This window comes from Synechococcus sp. PCC 7335 (genome assembly GCF_000155595.1).
GTDB lineage: Bacteria > Cyanobacteriota > Cyanobacteriia > Phormidesmidales > Phormidesmidaceae > Phormidesmis.
Genome location: NZ_DS989904.1, coordinates 2642066 through 2659025 on the forward strand (window position 1 = coordinate 2642066; position 16960 = coordinate 2659025).

The 16960-nt window shown below is 48.4% G+C and carries 17 protein-coding genes; 4 read left to right on the forward strand and 13 right to left on the reverse strand.

The genetic code is table 11. The features are described from left to right. Window positions 1-71: 71 nt before the first annotated feature. Window positions 72-926 (reverse strand): sterol desaturase family protein, encoded by an 855-nt coding sequence (locus S7335_RS11490; protein WP_006456879.1) that lies wholly within the window; start codon window positions 924-926, stop codon window positions 72-74. 816 nt (window positions 927-1742) lie between these two features. Between S7335_RS11490 and S7335_RS11500 the strand changes: the two genes are divergently transcribed. Both S7335_RS11500 and queF read left to right on the forward strand, forming a co-directional pair. Beyond that, on the forward strand, window positions 1743-2534 hold the full coding sequence (locus S7335_RS11500; protein ID WP_006456463.1) for an SDR family oxidoreductase: 792 nt from the start codon (window positions 1743-1745) through the stop codon (window positions 2532-2534). Window positions 2535-2727: 193 nt separating this feature from the next. Continuing rightward, entirely contained in the window at window positions 2728-3141 is a 414-nt protein-coding gene (queF, locus tag S7335_RS11505) for a preQ(1) synthase (protein WP_038016136.1), read from the forward strand. A 68-nt stretch (window positions 3142-3209) separates the two neighbouring features. Here queF and S7335_RS11510 read toward each other — a convergent pair whose 3' ends face one another. The 4 genes from S7335_RS11510 to S7335_RS11525 form a co-directional block, all read right to left on the reverse strand. Continuing rightward, complete coding sequence (locus tag S7335_RS11510) at window positions 3210-3992, reverse strand: ABC transporter permease (RefSeq protein WP_038018036.1); 783 nt, start codon at window positions 3990-3992, stop codon at window positions 3210-3212. A 206-nt stretch (window positions 3993-4198) separates the two neighbouring features. Further along, window positions 4199-4873: a sigma-70 family RNA polymerase sigma factor gene (locus S7335_RS11515; RefSeq protein WP_006456384.1), complete on the reverse strand. Its 675-nt coding sequence runs from the start codon at window positions 4871-4873 to the stop codon at window positions 4199-4201. Window positions 4874-5068: 195 nt separating this feature from the next. Beyond that, window positions 5069-5863 (reverse strand): ABC-2 family transporter protein, encoded by a 795-nt coding sequence (locus S7335_RS11520; RefSeq protein WP_006456516.1) that lies wholly within the window; start codon window positions 5861-5863, stop codon window positions 5069-5071. After that, window positions 5860-6885, reverse strand: a complete 1026-nt coding sequence (locus S7335_RS11525; protein WP_006454388.1) for an ATP-binding cassette domain-containing protein — start codon at window positions 6883-6885, stop codon at window positions 5860-5862. Before S7335_RS11525 ends, S7335_RS11520 begins: the two co-directional genes overlap by 4 nt. 160 nt (window positions 6886-7045) lie before the next feature. On the opposite strand from S7335_RS11525, the gene S7335_RS11530 reads away from it, so the two are divergent. Next, window positions 7046-7396, forward strand: a complete 351-nt coding sequence (locus tag S7335_RS11530; protein ID WP_006457264.1) for a DUF4864 domain-containing protein — start codon at window positions 7046-7048, stop codon at window positions 7394-7396. A 91-nt stretch (window positions 7397-7487) separates the two neighbouring features. Here S7335_RS11530 and S7335_RS11535 read toward each other — a convergent pair whose 3' ends face one another. The 5 genes from S7335_RS11535 to S7335_RS11555 form a co-directional block, all read right to left on the reverse strand. Beyond that, window positions 7488-8819, reverse strand: a complete 1332-nt coding sequence (locus tag S7335_RS11535) for a folylpolyglutamate synthase/dihydrofolate synthase family protein (RefSeq protein ID WP_050765835.1) — start codon at window positions 8817-8819, stop codon at window positions 7488-7490. 170 nt (window positions 8820-8989) lie between these two features. Further along, on the reverse strand, window positions 8990-9328 hold the full coding sequence (locus S7335_RS11540) for a P-II family nitrogen regulator (RefSeq protein ID WP_006453730.1): 339 nt from the start codon (window positions 9326-9328) through the stop codon (window positions 8990-8992). Window positions 9329-9545: 217 nt separating this feature from the next. Then, window positions 9546-10403 (reverse strand): hypothetical protein, encoded by an 858-nt coding sequence (locus S7335_RS25925; protein ID WP_050765837.1) that lies wholly within the window; start codon window positions 10401-10403, stop codon window positions 9546-9548. A 329-nt stretch (window positions 10404-10732) separates the two neighbouring features. Continuing rightward, window positions 10733-11461 (reverse strand): response regulator transcription factor, encoded by a 729-nt coding sequence (locus S7335_RS11550; RefSeq protein ID WP_006453593.1) that lies wholly within the window; start codon window positions 11459-11461, stop codon window positions 10733-10735. Continuing rightward, the gene (locus tag S7335_RS11555; protein ID WP_038016138.1) at window positions 11458-12762 is read right to left on the reverse strand and encodes a sensor histidine kinase; all 1305 of its coding nucleotides are present in this window, start codon (window positions 12760-12762) and stop codon (window positions 11458-11460) included. Before S7335_RS11555 ends, S7335_RS11550 begins: the two co-directional genes overlap by 4 nt. A 251-nt stretch (window positions 12763-13013) precedes the next feature. Here S7335_RS11555 and S7335_RS11560 point away from each other — a divergent pair, with 251 nt between their 5' ends. After that, entirely contained in the window at window positions 13014-13430 is a 417-nt protein-coding gene (locus S7335_RS11560) for a Spy/CpxP family protein refolding chaperone (protein WP_006456221.1), read from the forward strand. Between the two features lie 41 nt (window positions 13431-13471). Here S7335_RS11560 and S7335_RS11565 read toward each other — a convergent pair whose 3' ends face one another. From S7335_RS11565 to S7335_RS11575, 3 genes are all read right to left on the reverse strand, one after another. Next, window positions 13472-13903, reverse strand: coding sequence for a hypothetical protein (locus S7335_RS11565; RefSeq protein WP_006454691.1), 432 nt, complete (start codon window positions 13901-13903; stop codon window positions 13472-13474). 30 nt (window positions 13904-13933) lie between these two features. Further along, window positions 13934-14647 carry a hypothetical protein gene (locus S7335_RS11570; RefSeq protein WP_157620193.1) on the reverse strand — a complete coding sequence of 238 codons (714 nt, stop codon included), beginning with the start codon at window positions 14645-14647 and terminating at the stop codon, window positions 13934-13936. A gap of 106 nt (window positions 14648-14753) precedes the next feature. Next, the gene (locus tag S7335_RS11575) at window positions 14754-16919 is read right to left on the reverse strand and encodes a hypothetical protein (protein WP_006453690.1); all 2166 of its coding nucleotides are present in this window, start codon (window positions 16917-16919) and stop codon (window positions 14754-14756) included. Window positions 16920-16960 lie beyond the last annotated feature (41 nt).

Consider the following 16960-nt stretch of genomic DNA (forward strand, 5'->3'; position numbering starts at 1 on the left):
TCTCTTACTTATAGGCTTCGAGATAGGCTTCGAGGTCGAACTTCAAGATGACTGGCTATGCTACCCAACAGCTAGGATACTTTTTTAGAAGGGACCAGAGATGGTAAGACTTTGAGTCGAGGGGCCGGTGTGATGGATAAAGACAGCTTTTCTGCTTCCTGACCAGATTTTTGGGTGGATTTCTGGGCGGGAAGCTTCGTAACCTGCGGAATTAGGCTTTCTTCGTAGCCATAGCAGTGCGTGCCTAACATCTTGTCCCAAAAGGTGAAGTACAAACCATAGTGAACGTTGTACTTTCGATGATGAAACCAGTGATGCATAGGCCCGATTAACCAGCTACCTAGCCAGCGACCAGCGACTGAGTCTTGAAACATGCGTAGGCTGAAGTGATGAATCAGTGCGCCTAAGCTCATGCAAAGAACTACCGCGCACAGCACGCTCAAATGCATTGGGATTAGGCAGATTGCACCCATTACATAGAGTGCTTGAACCAAAGCTTCTGCTGGATCAAAGGAAAAAGCAGTGAGAGGAGTGGGATTGTTTGAACGATGGTGGCCTTGGTGCATCCATCGATAGCATTTTGGGTGATGGGCTAGCCGATGAGTGAAGTAGAAGTAGGTATCTTGCAGGAAGAGGACTAGACATAGACTGAAGCCGATGTACCACCACCCATAGCGAGTAGGCTCTAGATATAGTCGGGTATGGCCTAGGGTATAGAGCGTAGTCATCAGCGATGCACAGACCGCGAAGATAGCAGACGACCAAAGCGAGAGCAGAACGTCGTGACGAACAGAGACCCAGAGATTACGGACCGAAAGTGTTTCTTTGAGCTTTTTAGTGACAATAGGTGAACGCTTTGAGGATTTCCTAAGGAAGAAGAGAACGTAGAGACTGCCTGATACAAAGAGATAGCCTGATGCAGTCACGATGAAAAATATCAGACTGTGCCAGCACCAACTTTTTACTAATGAAGAGAAATCCAAAATCCGCCTATATCAAAGAGTACGTGTTGATTAATCGCAGTTTACTGGTTTGCTCTGCTCGCTCAAAGACCTTGACAGCTTTTATTTCTAAGATCGTTACAAAAGGACCTAGCCATCCGCAAAGCTAAACTCAGATGAGATAGCTACTTCTCATATTGCTTAGCAATAAAAATCCTTATCCTCCTTATCTTGCAAGCCTTTCACTTCCCTTTCAGTGTTTATGCGAAGGCTTCAACATAAAGATTAGCGTTAATAAATATTACGAAAATGGTCTTATATTAAAAAGTATTGCGGATCCATGCATCTGCTGTTAGCGTATGCATGTTGATTCGAGCAAAGCCCTATTCCTTTTAAAAGTCTTTATGTTTAGGCGCTCACCATAGTTTGTTTCATCCGCATCAGTTTGTTTCATCCGCATCTACATTCTTGTACTTCAAGGAGTCTGCTAACTATGAAACTTATTTTGTCTAGCCGACTAGTCCAGTCATTCGTTGCCAGCTTAGGTAGTTGCGCTTCCTTCTTACAGCACCTTCTGATGAGAGCTGCTGTGGCTATCTCACTGAAGCTTTGCTGGTTTGCCGCGCGAGCTTTACTAAGTGGCTCTGCTCGTACTCAGGCCAGCTCTACCCTCTAGTTCAACGCTCTAGTAATACAAAGGTACTGGCAAAAACAGTCCTTCATATCTGCCGAAGGCTATGGGCTGCTCGCTACGGTTAAAGCGCCTGCAGCCGAACCACGCAAAAAATAAGGTCTCTACTGATGAATATCAAAGGTAAGATCGCTCTGATTACGGGTGCCTCTAGGGGTATTGGCCGAGCGATCGCGCACGAACTTGCCAAAAATGGCATCCGCCGTCTCATTCTGGTAGCTCGGAGTGCCCATCAGCTTCACCAAGTGGCCAACGACATTCGCTGCTTGAATGTAGAGGCTATCCCGATTGCGTTAGATTTGACTATCTCTAGAGATGTCAGTGTTGTTATGGCTAAGATCTGGCGCGACTACGGCGATATCGACCTGCTAATCAACTGCGCAGGTGTTGCCTATCAAACGCCTTTTTTGAAGTGTCGTTCTAGTCAGGTGCAGGCCGAGATGTCGCTCAATATGATGGGAATGTACACCGTCACGAGTGCGATCGCTCGGCGGATGGCCTCTAGGCGCAGCGGTACGATCGTCAATGTCTCTAGCCTGATGGGAAAAATTGCCGCGCCCACGATGGCGACTTATTCAGCGACTAAGTTTGCTATTGTTGGCTTTACTCGGGCGCTACGAATGGAGCTAGCCCCGCACAATGTCAGGGTCATGACACTACTGCCCTCTTTGACCGATACTGACATGGCTAAGGACATGGAAAAGTTTCGAGGGGTTATCCCAATGAGTACTGAGCAGGTTGCTAAGGCACTGACCCAAGGACTCAGTAAAGATGCGTCTGAGGTGCTAGTCGGTTGGCAGTCGCATTTGGCGGTCTGGTGTGATCGCATCTCACCCTGGCTGTTGGAGCAGATCTTGTGTTTAAGCGCGCCGCGCCGAGTCACAAGTACTCCTACGACCTAGAGTCCTAGTGAGAGAGCCGCTCAGGAGATCTGAGGCGTTGTCGCAGATGGCTTAATGCGTTAGGAAATCTGCAGATTGAGCGGCTCTGTCTGATAGAGGGCGCTATCTTCAGGCGTATTCCAAGTAATTCAACAGATGCAATAAAAGATCTGATAGCCTGAAGAACCAGTATCCTCAATAAACCCTTTGACACATGACCCCTCAAGACATATCTACCTCGAGCTCGACTGACCAGTTGCTATACGGTGAGCGGGTGATCGCAGAAGGCACGCTAATTACGTTTCCTAACCCTCGACCGGGGCGGGTATACACTATCGATATCACGCTGCCAGAATTCACCTGCAAGTGCCCGTTCTCTGGCTATCCAGACTTCGCCACTATTCATATTCACTATGTTCCTGACGAGCGAGTTGTAGAGCTAAAAGCAATCAAGCTGTACATCAATAGCTATCGCGATCGCCATATCTCACACGAAGAATCGATTAATCAAATTATGGATGATTTCGTTGCTGCCTGCGACCCGCTTTCAGTCACAATCAAAGGAGACTTTTTGCCGCGCGGTAATGTACATACCGTCATTGAAGTAGCTCATGAGAAGGCTGCTTAGAGCCCAAGCAAATAGCTAGACCACAGAAACTGTTGCATAGAAGCCGCTGCATAGAGAGTTTAGACAAGCTAGCTCGAAGCGCTTGTGTAAAACTGCAGCGCAAATCGCCAGAACCAGCGAGAGAATTGAAACAGAATCAGTGCTAGCAAAGCTGAACCAAGTAGCCACGTTGGTTCACTGCGACCCATCATGGTTTTAGCCGGGACTGTAGTGAGAAAAGCGACTGGAATAATAAAGGTGAAGAAAACCCGATAGGCAGCAGGATAGCCCTCGATCGGAAATCGACCCGCTTCTAGAAGCGATCTCAGTACCTCGGTGACATTGTAGATTTTGACAAACCAAATGCTGGTCGCTCCTAAAATAAACCACAGACTGTACAAGCTAACTAAACCAAGCGCTAGTGTCGGTAGCATCGATAGGTAGTCCAGCGCGGATAGGCCAATCTGAGCGCCCGCATAGAGAACAATGACCACCCCAAAGATTAGATCAGGAAACCCCCAGGGTGATACCGTATGCGTCGACAGCCAAAACTGAGAGCTCACCGGCTTGAGTAGCACAAAATCTAACGTGCCTTCTTGGACGTAGCCAACGATCTTATTCAGGTTTGGGACTAAGAAAGTTGCTGCAAACCCTTGCAAGATCGTAAAAATTCCTAGCACCACGAGTGCTTCACTCCATGACCAGCCTGGAAACGAGTAGTCAGTGCGATAGAACAAAAACAGCCCAAACAAGCTGCCGACTAGTCCACCTAGACTACTTATCACTGCAACTACAAAATTGACACGATATTCTAACTCGGCAGCAATCGTCACCTGCCAAAACAGTTGTAGGACTCTTACGTACTGAGCGATTGTCACAGTAAATCTCTTATCTACTAAATGCTTGACTAGTTTTAAACCGATACAGCTTACTTCTAGAGAAGTTAGACCGTAAAGAGCCAAGCCTTCGATGCCAGCCATACTACAGCATAGGACTACTCAAGAAAAAATGCCTGGGTCTGTCTTAATCTAGCTAAGTATCTTGTGCGATCAGTCGTTGTTAGTACTGTTTTCGGCTCTTAAATAGGTGGATAGCGATAGATAGATAGTTTTTCTTGTAGCTTCCGGCGAGCCCTAGCAATGCGAGACTTGACTGTACCTAAAGAAACGCCCGTCATACTTGCAATTTCCTCATAAGAAAGACCTTGCAGCTCTCGCAAGGCAATGGTCTCTCGAAAAGTTTGGGGTAGTTCTGACATTGCTTGCTCAAGATAGTCACGAAACTCGCGGGTCAACACGTCGTCCGTAGGGGTCGGCTGGTCAGAAGGTAGCTCCCATTCATAGTGTCTATTATTGAGATAGCGAGGCGCATCTAGTGAGACAGACCTTTGGAAGCGTTTTCGCTTACGCAATTCGTCATAGAACAGATTGGTCGTAATTCTACTTAGCCAGCTCTTGAACTTTGTAGGATCGTTCAGTTTGTGGATACTTTTATAAACTCGAATCCATACCTCTTGCGCCAAGTCGGTTCGATCTAGCCAATCGGATGCGAGATCGAAAAGCAGCTTGTCGATATAGCGGTGGTAGCGAGCAACCAATTCCTCAAAGGCAGTACGGTCTCTACTGTCTAGCTTCTGACAGCGAAGAATAAGTTCGCTATTGGATAGTTGAGTCAGTGATGTTTTTAACAGAGACATATGCACAGGCGTATTCGGTTCTGACTGCGTCGACCGTTGTGCTAGCTGCGGTGTCATCTTTATGAATGGAGGTAGACGTTAAAGCGGTTTTGCCTAATGACTACGCGTAGCCACAGAAGTTTATACCTGCTGCTACTGTAGATATCACTTAGATGAAGTGACCGCTGCATACCTCATGCTTCTTCGTATAATTACTGACTTATTAAGAGTGTGTATTTCTAGCTGCGTTCATCAAAAGCCAATTCTGATTATTCAAGCTCCCATGCCAGAGTATCGTTTTAGACCGGCTCTCCATAGACAGCGGTTGATCAAAAAAGCGATCGCACCCCAAGCGACCATCATTACTAAGCCTCTTTGTAAATCAACGGGCAGCCCAATCAACAAGCTCGCTGGGAAATAGACCAGGTAAGGAAATGGTGTCCAAAGTGCAAACTCGCGCACTGGATCAGGAAAGAGTGTCAGCGGTGCCACCATGCCAGATAAAAAGGTATAGAACAGAAACCAAAACTGTTGAATTGCGGATGCTCTTTCTACCCAAAACGCCAGCATCGCGAAGGTGTACTGAATCAAGAACCGCAAGCAAAAAGAGAACATTAGCGCTAACCCACCCCAAAAGAAGGCAAACGGTGTGGGTAGCCAAATGGCTTCTGGATACAGCAAACAAAATAGTCCAATCAGCAGCAGAATGAAGGGGATACGAGTAAGCCGTTCAGCGAGATGCCCGAAGAAGTGCCGCCATACTGGATCGATCGGTTGTAACAGTAGCGGAGAGAGCTTCCCTTGGACAACTTCTTTCTCAAAGTCCCAAATTACCCATACCACTGTGAACTGTCGTACTAGAAAAATTGCCAAGAAGTAGCGAGCAAACTCTGCTGATGTAAAGCCAAGATCATTGTCTTGGGCTGCCTGATTCCACAGCCCTAAAAAGATTAGCGGGAAAGAACCTGAAAGAACCCAGAAGATAAGTTCGGCCCGGTACTCGACCATATAGGCGTAGTAGACAGAAAGTAGGGTGCGCGCAACGCGAAAAGGACGCATAGGATTCATCCCCTATCACTATCTATCGTGACAGAATCCATCGTGTCAGATCGTCCTGTCTCGAACACTTTGCCAATGACATCTTCGATTGGCGGCTCGGTAATCGTAAGATCTTGGATCTTAAGGGTGTTTAGCAAGCGGGTAACCGTTTGGGTGAGTTTGTCTGATTTGATTAAGAAGGTGGCCTGGCAACCTTCTAGCGATTGAAGATTACCGTAGGTTTGTAGGGTAGCCCTATCGACGGGCAAAGTGCGATCAAGTTCTATCGAAATTTCGCGGTAAGGGGCGAATTGTTCGAGTAGACCGTCAAGCAGGCCGTCGTAGATCAAGCTACCTTGATGGATGACAAGGACGCGATCGCACAGGGCGGTAATATCAGCCATATAGTGACTCGTCAGCAGTATGGTGGCCCCGTATCGCTGATTGTATTCTTGTAGGAAAGCGCGGACGGCCACTTGCGCATTGACATCTAAACCAAGTGTGGGTTCATCGAGAAATAAAACTTTAGGACGGTGAAGCAGCGCCGCTAGCATCTCGGCCTTCATGCGTTCGCCCAGTGATAGTTTACGAACAGGCTGCCTGAGCTGGTCTTGAATAGAGAGCATTTCAGCTAGCTCCCCGACGCGCTGACGAAATTCGGCGTCGCTGAGGCTGTAGACAGCAGCGTTGATTCGTAGGGAGTCGAGTGCAGGCAAATCCCACAGGAGCTGCTGCTTTTGTCCCATGATTAAAGTGATTTTTTTAAGGAAGTCATTGCGGCGATCGAACGGCCGATGATCAGCGACACACACATGGCCAGAAGATGGATGAATTAGGCCAGTAAGCATTTTGAGTGTGGTTGTCTTTCCAGCGCCGTTGGGTCCTAAAAAGCCAACTATCTCGCCTGGTTCGATAGTGAAAGATACTCGTTTGACCGCTTCAATATTGCGGTAAGTACGACGAAAAAAGTGCTGAAGCGTGCCTTTCATTCCAGCTTCTTTAACGGCGACCGGATAGACTTTTCTTAGATTTTGGACATCGATAATGGGCATAGTCTAGGTCAGATGTTCGCCTTTCACCATAGTCTAGAGCAGGTAGGTGTAGAGCAAGCAGGTTCAGAGTGGGCAGTGCGGTTATCGAAAGGTAAAGGCTTCTAGAATTTATCGCGGGACAACATGAGATTGGCTAAGTTGATAGGAGAAGGTAACTTTGATGGAGATGGAAGAAGCCGATAGAGAAGCTATCCGTCAGGTGATTAGCCTACAGATTACAGCGTTTCAGCAAGGTGACGTGACCACCGCTTTTTCTCAGGCAGCACCTGGTATTCAGCAGCAATTTGCTACGGCCAACAATTTTGCTGCGATGGTCGAAGCTGCCTATCCATCTGTCTATCGCCCTCGTTCAGTTGTATTTGAGAACGTATTAAAGGTAGACGATCTACCTGCCCAGCAGGTAATGCTGATGGATCAAGCAGGAAAGTTAATTCGAGCCACCTACCTAATGCAACGGCAATGGACAGGAGAATGGAAGATTGCCGGGTGCTATCTAACGCCGATGAAGTGAAAGGAAGGATAAATAGTAGCATCTTGTAGCAGTGAGTTTCTGGCCTACTTTTCTAATCCGCTGCTTCTGGCCTGCTTTTCTAGTCCGCCTTTTAAGGAGTAGAAGCATACAGCGCCTTGAAAAAGTGACCGATTAGATAAAGGGAGCCACAAAAAACTGTCGGTTGCGTTTGGACCGCGGCTACGAGCGCTGTTTCTAACTCAAGATGGGTTTGGGTATAGCTCAGTGCGGGACAGACTTTCTGAGCGATCGCCTTGAGCGCTTCAGGCTCTGCGCTTAAATGACCGGGGACTGCTGTTAAATGTAGCCGATCGCCTGGTCTCAGCAGCGTTTTAAAGATTGCCTCATGGTCTTTGGTCTGCAGCATTCCCATCAACCAGGTAATAGAACGATCCGGGTACGTGTGATCTAGATATGTTCTAAGCGATCGCGCCGCCTCTTGGTTGTGCGCCCCATCGATTAGTAAGTTATACCCTCGCCACTGCACCTGCTGTAACCGCCCCGGCCAGCGGACATTAGCCATACCCTGCGTGATAGCTTCATCGGAGATGGTCCAGCCTTGGGTTTGCAGCGACTGAAGAACGGCGATCGCACAGGCAGAATTTACATGCTGATGCTCTCCTAGCAAGGTTTGCTGATAGTCGATCCCACCGTAGCTAAGCAGTCCGTCGCTATCTGTACTTTTACTATCGCTAGCCTCTGCCTGCTTCACAGCAGGCTGAACCCATATCAACGGCGCGCCTACTTCTTTGGCTTTAGACTCTACGATAGCGACTGCCTCCGGCGGCAAAGGTCCAACAATCGCCGGAACGCCAGGTTTAAAAATGCCAGCTTTCTCTCCCGCAATCTCTGCTATCGTATCGCCTAGCCTTTGCCAGTGATCGCGGCCAATCGAGACAATCACCGTAGCTAATGGCTGATCGCATACATTAGTCGCATCTAGTCGGCCTCCTAGCCCGACTTCAACGACTGCCACATCAACCTGCTGCTGAGCGAAGTACTGCCAAGCCATCGCAGTAAACACTTCAAACTGGGTAGGAATAGAATCATCTAGCGAATTAGCATTATCTTTTCTCTGAGCGATCGCTTCTTCCACAGAATCTAGCGTCGTCTGCAAAGCTGTCCAGCTAATTGGCGTACCATCTACCCGGATGCGCTCTCGCCAATCTACTAAATGAGGCGACGTATAGCACCCCGTCTTATAGCCCGCTGCTGTTAGAACAGAAGATAGATAGGCACAGACTGATCCTTTGCCATTCGTACCAGCAACGTGAACTATCGGTACCCTACGATGCGGCTCACCTAAGGCGAATAGGACGGATTTAATCCGATCAAGACCTAGCTCCACACCGAAGCGTGCGTATGCTTGCAGACGACTTTCGACCGTTTGCTGAAGCGAACTTGAGGAACTAGGCAGACTCATAAGTAAAGAGACGTAGCGCAAAAAGGCAAAAAAACGAAAGGGAGATAGGTTTCTATCTCCCTTCTAAAACAGTTGGCGGCAAGATACAGGTACTATCTAACTCTAGCGGTTGCTCAAGTTTAGAACCTATATACCACAGACTAACTGACTATAAACTAAACGGCCGCAAACTAAACAGCCTCTAAGTTTTTCTCACCCGTACGAATCCGTACAATCTCATCAACTGGACTAATAAAGATCTTGCCATCACCAATTTCGCCGGTTCGAGCAGATTCAATAATTTTGCTAATGACCATATCGGCCTGAGCATCTTCTACCACAATCTCTAGCTTCAGCTTTTGTAAAAACTCAACGGTATATTCCGAGCCCCGGTATCGCTCTGTTTGCCCCTTCTGACGACCAAATCCTCGCACTTCGGAGACGGTCATACCAACGATACCAGCATTGACTAAGGCAATTTTTACCTCATCTAGCTTGAAAGGACGGATAATTGCTTCAATTCTTTTCATGACTTACGTACTTTTCTCCCAAGGATTCAGCCGATTCTGATGTGTATATGTAGCAAAGTACGAATGCATCGCAACTTTGCTACACAGGTTGCCTACTGCTTTTCTAGCACTTGCGGCGGATATGATTGACCTTAGCAACCTAACAGAATCTATAGCAGAGCAGGGTCACCCTATCACCGTAACAATGAATACAGTATCAGCTCAATCATAGAAGAATCTAACGTCTGCCTAGCAATGGCTTCATAATTAGGAACCCAGCGCCAAAAGCCGTCACAACAATCAACAAAATAGAAAGCGCTAGCCAAATGCCGCTAATCTCTTGCTGAGCGCTCTTTTCTAAGAGAGAGCTATGATGGCTGCCAGATTCTTCTGTGAAGAGCTTAGGCATCATGGCAGAAAACTGAAAGCTTAGCTTAGAGTCTTTCTGAGGCTGTTGGCTAGTATTTTCAGATAGCTTAGAGATTTGTTTCTTGCCAGAACGCCCCGTGGGGTGGCCTTCGCTAATCGGCTGATGCACAAGCGTATGGGTTGATGGCGAAGTAATCTGAGCTGAGGCAGCTGAAGGCTCGTATGGCATTGCGGCCTGATCAATGAGATTAGGGTCAATGAGTTCGAGTAGATGAGAGCGTTGAGTGTTTGGTCTTTCGCCGGTTTGCTTTCCAGTTTTCTTTTCACTTCTTTGCTTTTCGCTCTGTGTTCGATTTGAGCTAGCTGAGGCAGCATCGAGCCTACTGCGTTGGGTGCCAGTGTGTTTGGCGCCAGTGTTCTTAGTGAGAGGTTCTTTCTTATCGCTCCGTAGGCCACTACGCGAGCTGTTGTAAACGCTATTTTTAGCTCCCCTAGTGACACCAGCAGTGTGGCCTAGGCTGACTGCTGCTTGGACAACATGATGAATTTCTTGCTTTAGTCTCTGATTTTGTCTTAGCAGCTGCTCGTTGCGGTTGTTGAGCGAATCAATGACGGCTTTATTCGCCCGCAGCTCGGCGGCTAGCTCTCGATGTACTGACATAGGTACAGAAGGCGCATAATTAGTCGAAGCGGACCGAGTAGACTCAGTGTAGGAGGAAGACTTCATAGGAAGAAATAGGAGTCGCTTATGTGCTTTTGCGTGGGTTTCAAAGCTGATTACAAGAACGAAAATAGGCCGATATTCAACCTTGTTTCAGGACTTGGCAAAAGAGGCAGGGTTAAGTAGTCAAATTAGAGCAACGTTGGTAACATTCGTCAACTGCAAACCCAATGAAATATCCAAAAAGCGGCTGACGCCCAGGCAAGGTAACGAATACGAACATATCAAGTTCGATTAACGCGATTGACTGCCTATTTGTACCCTATTTTGTCCCTGTTCTCTCGTTCTCTTGGTTGCCTTTCTTTCTAGGCCGTACTTTTTCCCAAGAAGGGTACTTAACTCTGCTGAGTGGATTGGAGATGAATCGATTGAGCTAGTAGAGCAGCTTGGGTGCGATCGCGCAATCCTAATCGACTCAGCACACTCGTCACATGGTTTTTCACGGTTCCTTCAGACAAGAACAGCTGCTGTGCAATTTCTTTATTGCTTGCTCCGTTGCCAATGCAGACTAATACCTCGGTTTCTCTAGGCGTTAGCGCAGCGACTTCGGGTGGTAGATCTACTTTATTCGCTTCAAGAGATGTATCGAGCGCACTACTAGCTCGTGTAGATCGCGATACCGGTGGCGCTGCTATGTTTGGCAACGCGCCGATCATCTTTTGGACGATGCCAGGACCAAATTGACTATAGCCCTTAGCGACTGAGCGAATAGCTGCCGCTAGCTCTTCAGAAGGGGTGTCTTTAAGCAAATACCCTTGAGCACCTACTGCCATCGATTGGGCGATGAGCTGATCGTCGTCGAAGGTAGTGAGCACCAAGACCTTGATAGCCGGATAGTGCTTAGAAATCATGGCTGTGGTGGCAACGCCGTCCATGACGGGCATCCGCATATCTATCAAAGCCAATTCAGGTAGCTGATCTGGTTTTGCATTGGCCAGCCAGTCAAGCGCGATCTTGCCGTTTGCAGCTTCGGCGATGATCGCGAGATCACTTTCTAGAGAAAGCAGCGCGTTGAGCCCTTCTCGAATAAGCTTTTGATCTTCAACCAAAAGAATCTTAATCATGACGCTATCAACCTCCCAATTGGCAAACTTACCTGTATGCTGGTGCCTTGACGAGAACTATTCAGCACAAAAGTTCCCCCTACCGATTCAGCGCGATCGCGCATACTCTGTAATCCAAAGCCTGCTTTCGCGCCTAGCGGATCAAAGCCCTCACCATCATCTTCTAAACTCAAAGTGGCAATTGCCTGGGAGCTGAGCAGCTGTAGCCGAGCATGTTTAGCATTGGCATGCTTGACGATATTCGTGAGTCCTGCTTGCACAATCCGATAGAGTAAAACCTGCAGGTTACTAGGGAGCGCAGTTGCTAGTTTGATGTGATGCTCGATATCGAGATGGTTCGATGGGCTAGACTGAATATCTTCGATCAGATGAACGATCGCTGTTTCCAAGCTTTGACCCATCAGCGGATCTTGACGTAGGGTGGCAACTGATTGCCTAACTTCTTGCAGTGACTGGCTCCCAAGCCGCTTAGCATTCTGTAGAAACTGGTGTGATCGCTGTGGATCTTTCTCCCACAGCTTCACAGCGCTCTCTAGCTGAATGTTCAAAGCTGTCAGCGAATGCCCTAATGAATCGTGGATGTCACGCGCGATTCGACTACGCTCTTGATCCATGGCTAACTTTTCAATTTCTTGGGCAGAGTGGCGTAAGGTCTGGTTTGCCTGCTGAAGCCGGTGCTGGCTCTGACGTTCTGTCAATAGCGCGTTGATTAGTAAGACCACTAGCAATAGAGATAGCGCAAACAGCACAATAAAGTTTAGCTGTAGTCCCATCGCTAGCATTCGAAAGCGATCGCGCGCTTGGGGCGGTAGCCGACCACCCAGCCCAAAAAGTAATCGCAGCCGAAAGACTAGTCCGCCTAAGAATAGGATAAAGGCGATACCCGCTAGCATGATCCGTCCGGTCGGCGCAAACATCAGGCAGCCTCGAATCACCAGCACCAAATAAATGAACGGGAACGTGCGGCCATCATTGAAAACGGTCACCGAAGCCACTAAAACCAGCAGAATTTGTCCTAGTGTATGTCCTAATTTTGCCAGTCGCCCACTGGGTAGATACAATCCCATTGCTCCAAAAATCATCAATGAGACGAGAGCAAGCACAGGACTGTAGTGCCAGATAAAACTAGTTAGACCTGCATCCGACGGCGAACGGCCTGATCGCCATGACTCGTTGCCTAATCGTTTAGCCAATCGTCCAGGGGGTGACTCCAGCACGCTAGCCATTGCCATCGCTAATAAGCCCCATTCTAAATAGAGCAAAAAGCGGAAGGGATGATTTTGAAACCGAATTGCTCGCATAGCGCAATCAATCAATCAAAGTTTTCTCAACGGAGCAGCTACTCACAAGAGTGTGAAATCGTACAGAGCGCCTAGTTTAACTATCCCTTAGCCGCGGCATTGGGGGTTGTTTCAATCGCCTAGTCATGACAAAAGTCATGGGTGTGATCGTGACCTTTGCCGCCTCTCAAAGCAATTGCTCGCCTCATACAGTAGACATATCTCGGGGAAACAACCCCCAAACGTTGCAAACTCAACCCTATTAAGTACACATGAAATTCAATCTAAAAACTTTCTCTTTAGGTAGTCTGGCTGCGATCGCGCTCTTATCTGCGCCGCTTGTCTTCATCAGCTCCGCCCAGGCTGGAGGCGCTCATCGCATTGGCCACCATTTAGAACAGCTAAATTTGAGCGACGACCAGTCTTCACAAATTCAGGCTATCCTCACCGATACCCGTAGCCAAGTTCAGGCCGTTCTTACAGAAGAGCAAAGAGCCATTCTAGAATCCACTGAAGGTCGTAGGGCTTGGAAGGAGCTTGATCTTACTGACAGCCAGCGTGACCAAATTCGCAGCATCAGCGAAGCCTCTAGAGAAGAAGTGCGTGCCCTCTTAACTGAAGAGCAGCGCGATCAGCTTCAGTCTATGCGTCAAGCGCGTCGCGATCGCCGTGGCGGCATCCGTCGCTAAGTCTAGCTTTGAGATCTCAGCATTCGAGTCTATTGATGCTGTCAATCTGCAGAGGCTAGCTGTTGCGCTTCTTCTACAGTCGCTTCGGCAAATTCATCCAAGCTGGCAACCATCGCTTTTGCGGTCTTTGTCAGCTGCTTGGTTTTGCTTAGCTTTTCACCAAATGAAGTTAACGCAGCGTCTGCTTCTGCAAAGAGGTCTTTGTACTCATCTGGCGGATCGCTCAGCCAATCTTGAAAGATCAAACTCTCTTTGGCTGAGTCTATTTGAGCAGGGTGCGTGGATTGATTTTTCGAATCGTTCGGCTCAAAATCTACCGAAAGCGCTGTTTGAACAAGCGATAAGGCACTTTCCCACGACTTCTTGTAGCGCATGTCCAAAGCCTTAATCGCGGGATATTGCACTTTTAACTGCCGAGTCGTTCCAACCTGAGCAGTGGTATAAACCTTTTGTTTCAGCTTAGATAGCTTCATGCTTATGTAGCTTCTCTTTACAAGAGAATATCAAGTTAGGGACTGCTGGGGCTGAAGTTGGGAAAGCTGTTCACGCATCTCCCGATTTTGAGTTTCTAAGGTTCGATTGAGCTGGGTAAGCTGGGCGATCTGTTCCTTTTGCTCTAACAAAATTGCTCTAGCTTCATCTCGTTCTTTACGAAATCGTCTGGTGTGGGCGACTCGTCCTCCTAGGCTTTGGTTTTTTTTACCTAGTTCTTTTCGGCGCTTCGATTCTTTCTCAAATGCTTTTTGCAGTGTTTCAAATTTCTCTAGTAATTCTGTGTAGGCTTTACTTGTTTCTGCTTCTACTTTCAGCGCTTCGTTTTCTGTCGTCAGCGTTCTAATCTTTGCTTGCAGCGTTTCCGCTTCTTTGACTTTACCAAAGAGGACCTGTTGAAATCTACGAATGATCTTTTCAAAATTAGAGCGCTCGGCTTCCAGCTGTTCATAACTATCTTCTATCTCTGTGATTTTTGATCGCAATAAAGTCGACCGGCGTTGCAAAACGCGAGAGGTACACACGTATTTGATTACAGCGACCGTGCGATCCTGTTCTAGTCCAGGTAGCTGCGTAACCGCAGGACTCTTCCAAAGCTGATCGTAGTTTGTGCAATCGTGTCTGAGCTTAAATGTTTCAACATGACCTGGAGCCGCGATCAGTGTTTCATTTTTGAATCTGACCTGTGAGTACCAGTAGTCAAATAGTTCTCTGTTAGAAACCACGTTGGAGACCAAGATTTCGCCCTACTCTATATAAACCCAGCTATAGACCTGCTGTAACTCAAATCTATACCACTACTAAAGAATGGACATAGAGAGGAATAACTATTTATTCAGCTGTCACAAGCGCTTCATCAGAGGTTAACGAGCCGTCAGCAGGTTGTGCCGCACCCACTAGCGAAATCAAAGGACCCATCTGCTCTTGGCCCGTCAGTGCTAGCTCGCTGTGACACAGTAAAACCCGTTCTTGAGCGCGGCCCAATAAGTCGTGTAGAGTCCGACTAAGGTAAGCCTCGTTGGCAGCTTCTATCTCTGCTAACGTAATGGGTTTTCCAGGCCAGTTTTGTAAGAATAGCGGTGCGCCAAAGAGTTCTCCAGCACTGCTGCCCCACAGAGGCGAACCGGCATCTAGCCAGAATTGCCAGCGGTGATTCAAACGCTGGGCGCGGTATTGATAGATAGTAGAGAGCGTAACCCCTCTTTGGCCCAAAGCACGCGGATTCACTGGATAGGGGTTGGCTGAAACTGTCCCTTTCTGGATGAGCTGAATAAAGCGACCGACATCGCTTAGTCTGTGACTAGCAGCGGATGATTCCGTCGTGCCCCACGCACCATCAACTAGATTTAGGCGATCTTCTACTTCCCAAAAGTATTGGGCCGTTTCCATCAGTTCGCGTAAGGTAGCGAGCTGATCAGCAGGAAGGTGAGTGCCGCGCCACAGAAAATCTTGAACGATGCGGTCGATGGTGATGACTGGTTTGAGGGTGAGTCGCTGCTGGCGGAGCTGCTTTTGAGAGTCGATCCAGTTCAAGATGCGGTTGTAGGCATTGACACTTTGGTGGCCAAGCCGATCCCAGCGTGAAAAGGTCTCGGCAGGAAGTAGGTGAGGGTTTTCAATATCAGGAACGAAGCAGTTATCGACAATTAGCTCAGCGCGAACTGGATCGATGGCAACTAGATCAAACCAGGTATCGGGGGCGCTCCGTAGCGAAGTAGAAGACGTGGAAGAATGAGCTACTAAGGGAGTGGAAGAAGGATGTTGACTAAGGACAACAAGCATTTCGGCGATCGCATCTCGATCCACTAATCGCCCTAGGCCTGGATAGATCAGTGCCAGCAAAGCCAGAAGCGATCGCACCATCGGTGAACTGACCAGGGGCCGCTGATCGTTTAATGATTCGATACCGATGCCTCGGCTGCTGAGAATCTCAATCAGACTGTAGCGCCCGATAGAATCTAGGCCAGGGGCGATCACAGCTATTTCGTCTGGCTGAACCTGACCACTTTCGATAGCCAGCGTGATCGCCTCGGCGGTAATTCGGAGCATTTGCCCTCTAGAAGTAGCCTGCAAAAGCGTGATCTCATCAGGCAGAGCAGGGATAGCCAGCGGATCTGCGACCCATTCGGCAACGCGATTGCCCCATTTTCCCAAAGAGTCCTTCACCGGACTATCTAGTGATATCTGCTCGCACCGAGCTGATAGCGTTAGCAGTTCTGCTGGGTCTGCGCCCAAGCCCAACCGCACCTTACCTTGCGGATTGAAGGTAAATAGGCAAGGACAATCCGCTTCTAGAAAGACTGAAAGCAGCGCAGACATAATCGTTGGGTATTCATCCACATCGTCTGCCAATACGCCTTTGAACCGAGACCGCAGCTGATGTTGATACTGCTCCATTGGCAACAGATACCGCCAATAGAGCGCGCTCATAATGCCGTAGGTCAACAGACCTCGTTGTAAACACCAACTCTGCCAACGTATTAACGCTGCGCCTACCGAGTCCCATAGCGCAGCAGGTGCTAAAGACCCTGGCATTCCCGCCTTTAGAATATCGGCAATTTCTTCGATAGGAATGCAACCTTGAGAGGCTAGCAGCAAAAAATCTAGGCTTCGGCGCACTAAACGCGATTCGCGCCAGCCGTCTACTGCTAGCTCGCCGCTATCAAGCTGGGTTCGCCAGAGTTCTGTCGCTAAAACCTGCTCATTTTCGGGGCGGAGCTTGAGGGGAAACTGAGCTTGTAAGCCGAGTGCTTGGACTAGCAGCGGCCAGAAAAGGATGATCTCGTCCTGAATAAATCCAGCTGGGGTAGACGTGAGCATAGCGACGCGATCGCCTAGATCGTCTATCAAGCGCCCCGCTAGCGCAATCCGGTTGTCGCCATTCGCACCAAACACTAACAGAGGCTGCTGCGGCTGCGCTCCTACCTGCTGAGCAAAGCGAATCAGCTGTTGCGTTTTGCCACTTCGGGTCTCGCCGAAAATCCAATGAGCTACCATTGCTAGCCTTCCTTAATCAGAGCCTGATCTAGTATCTAGCG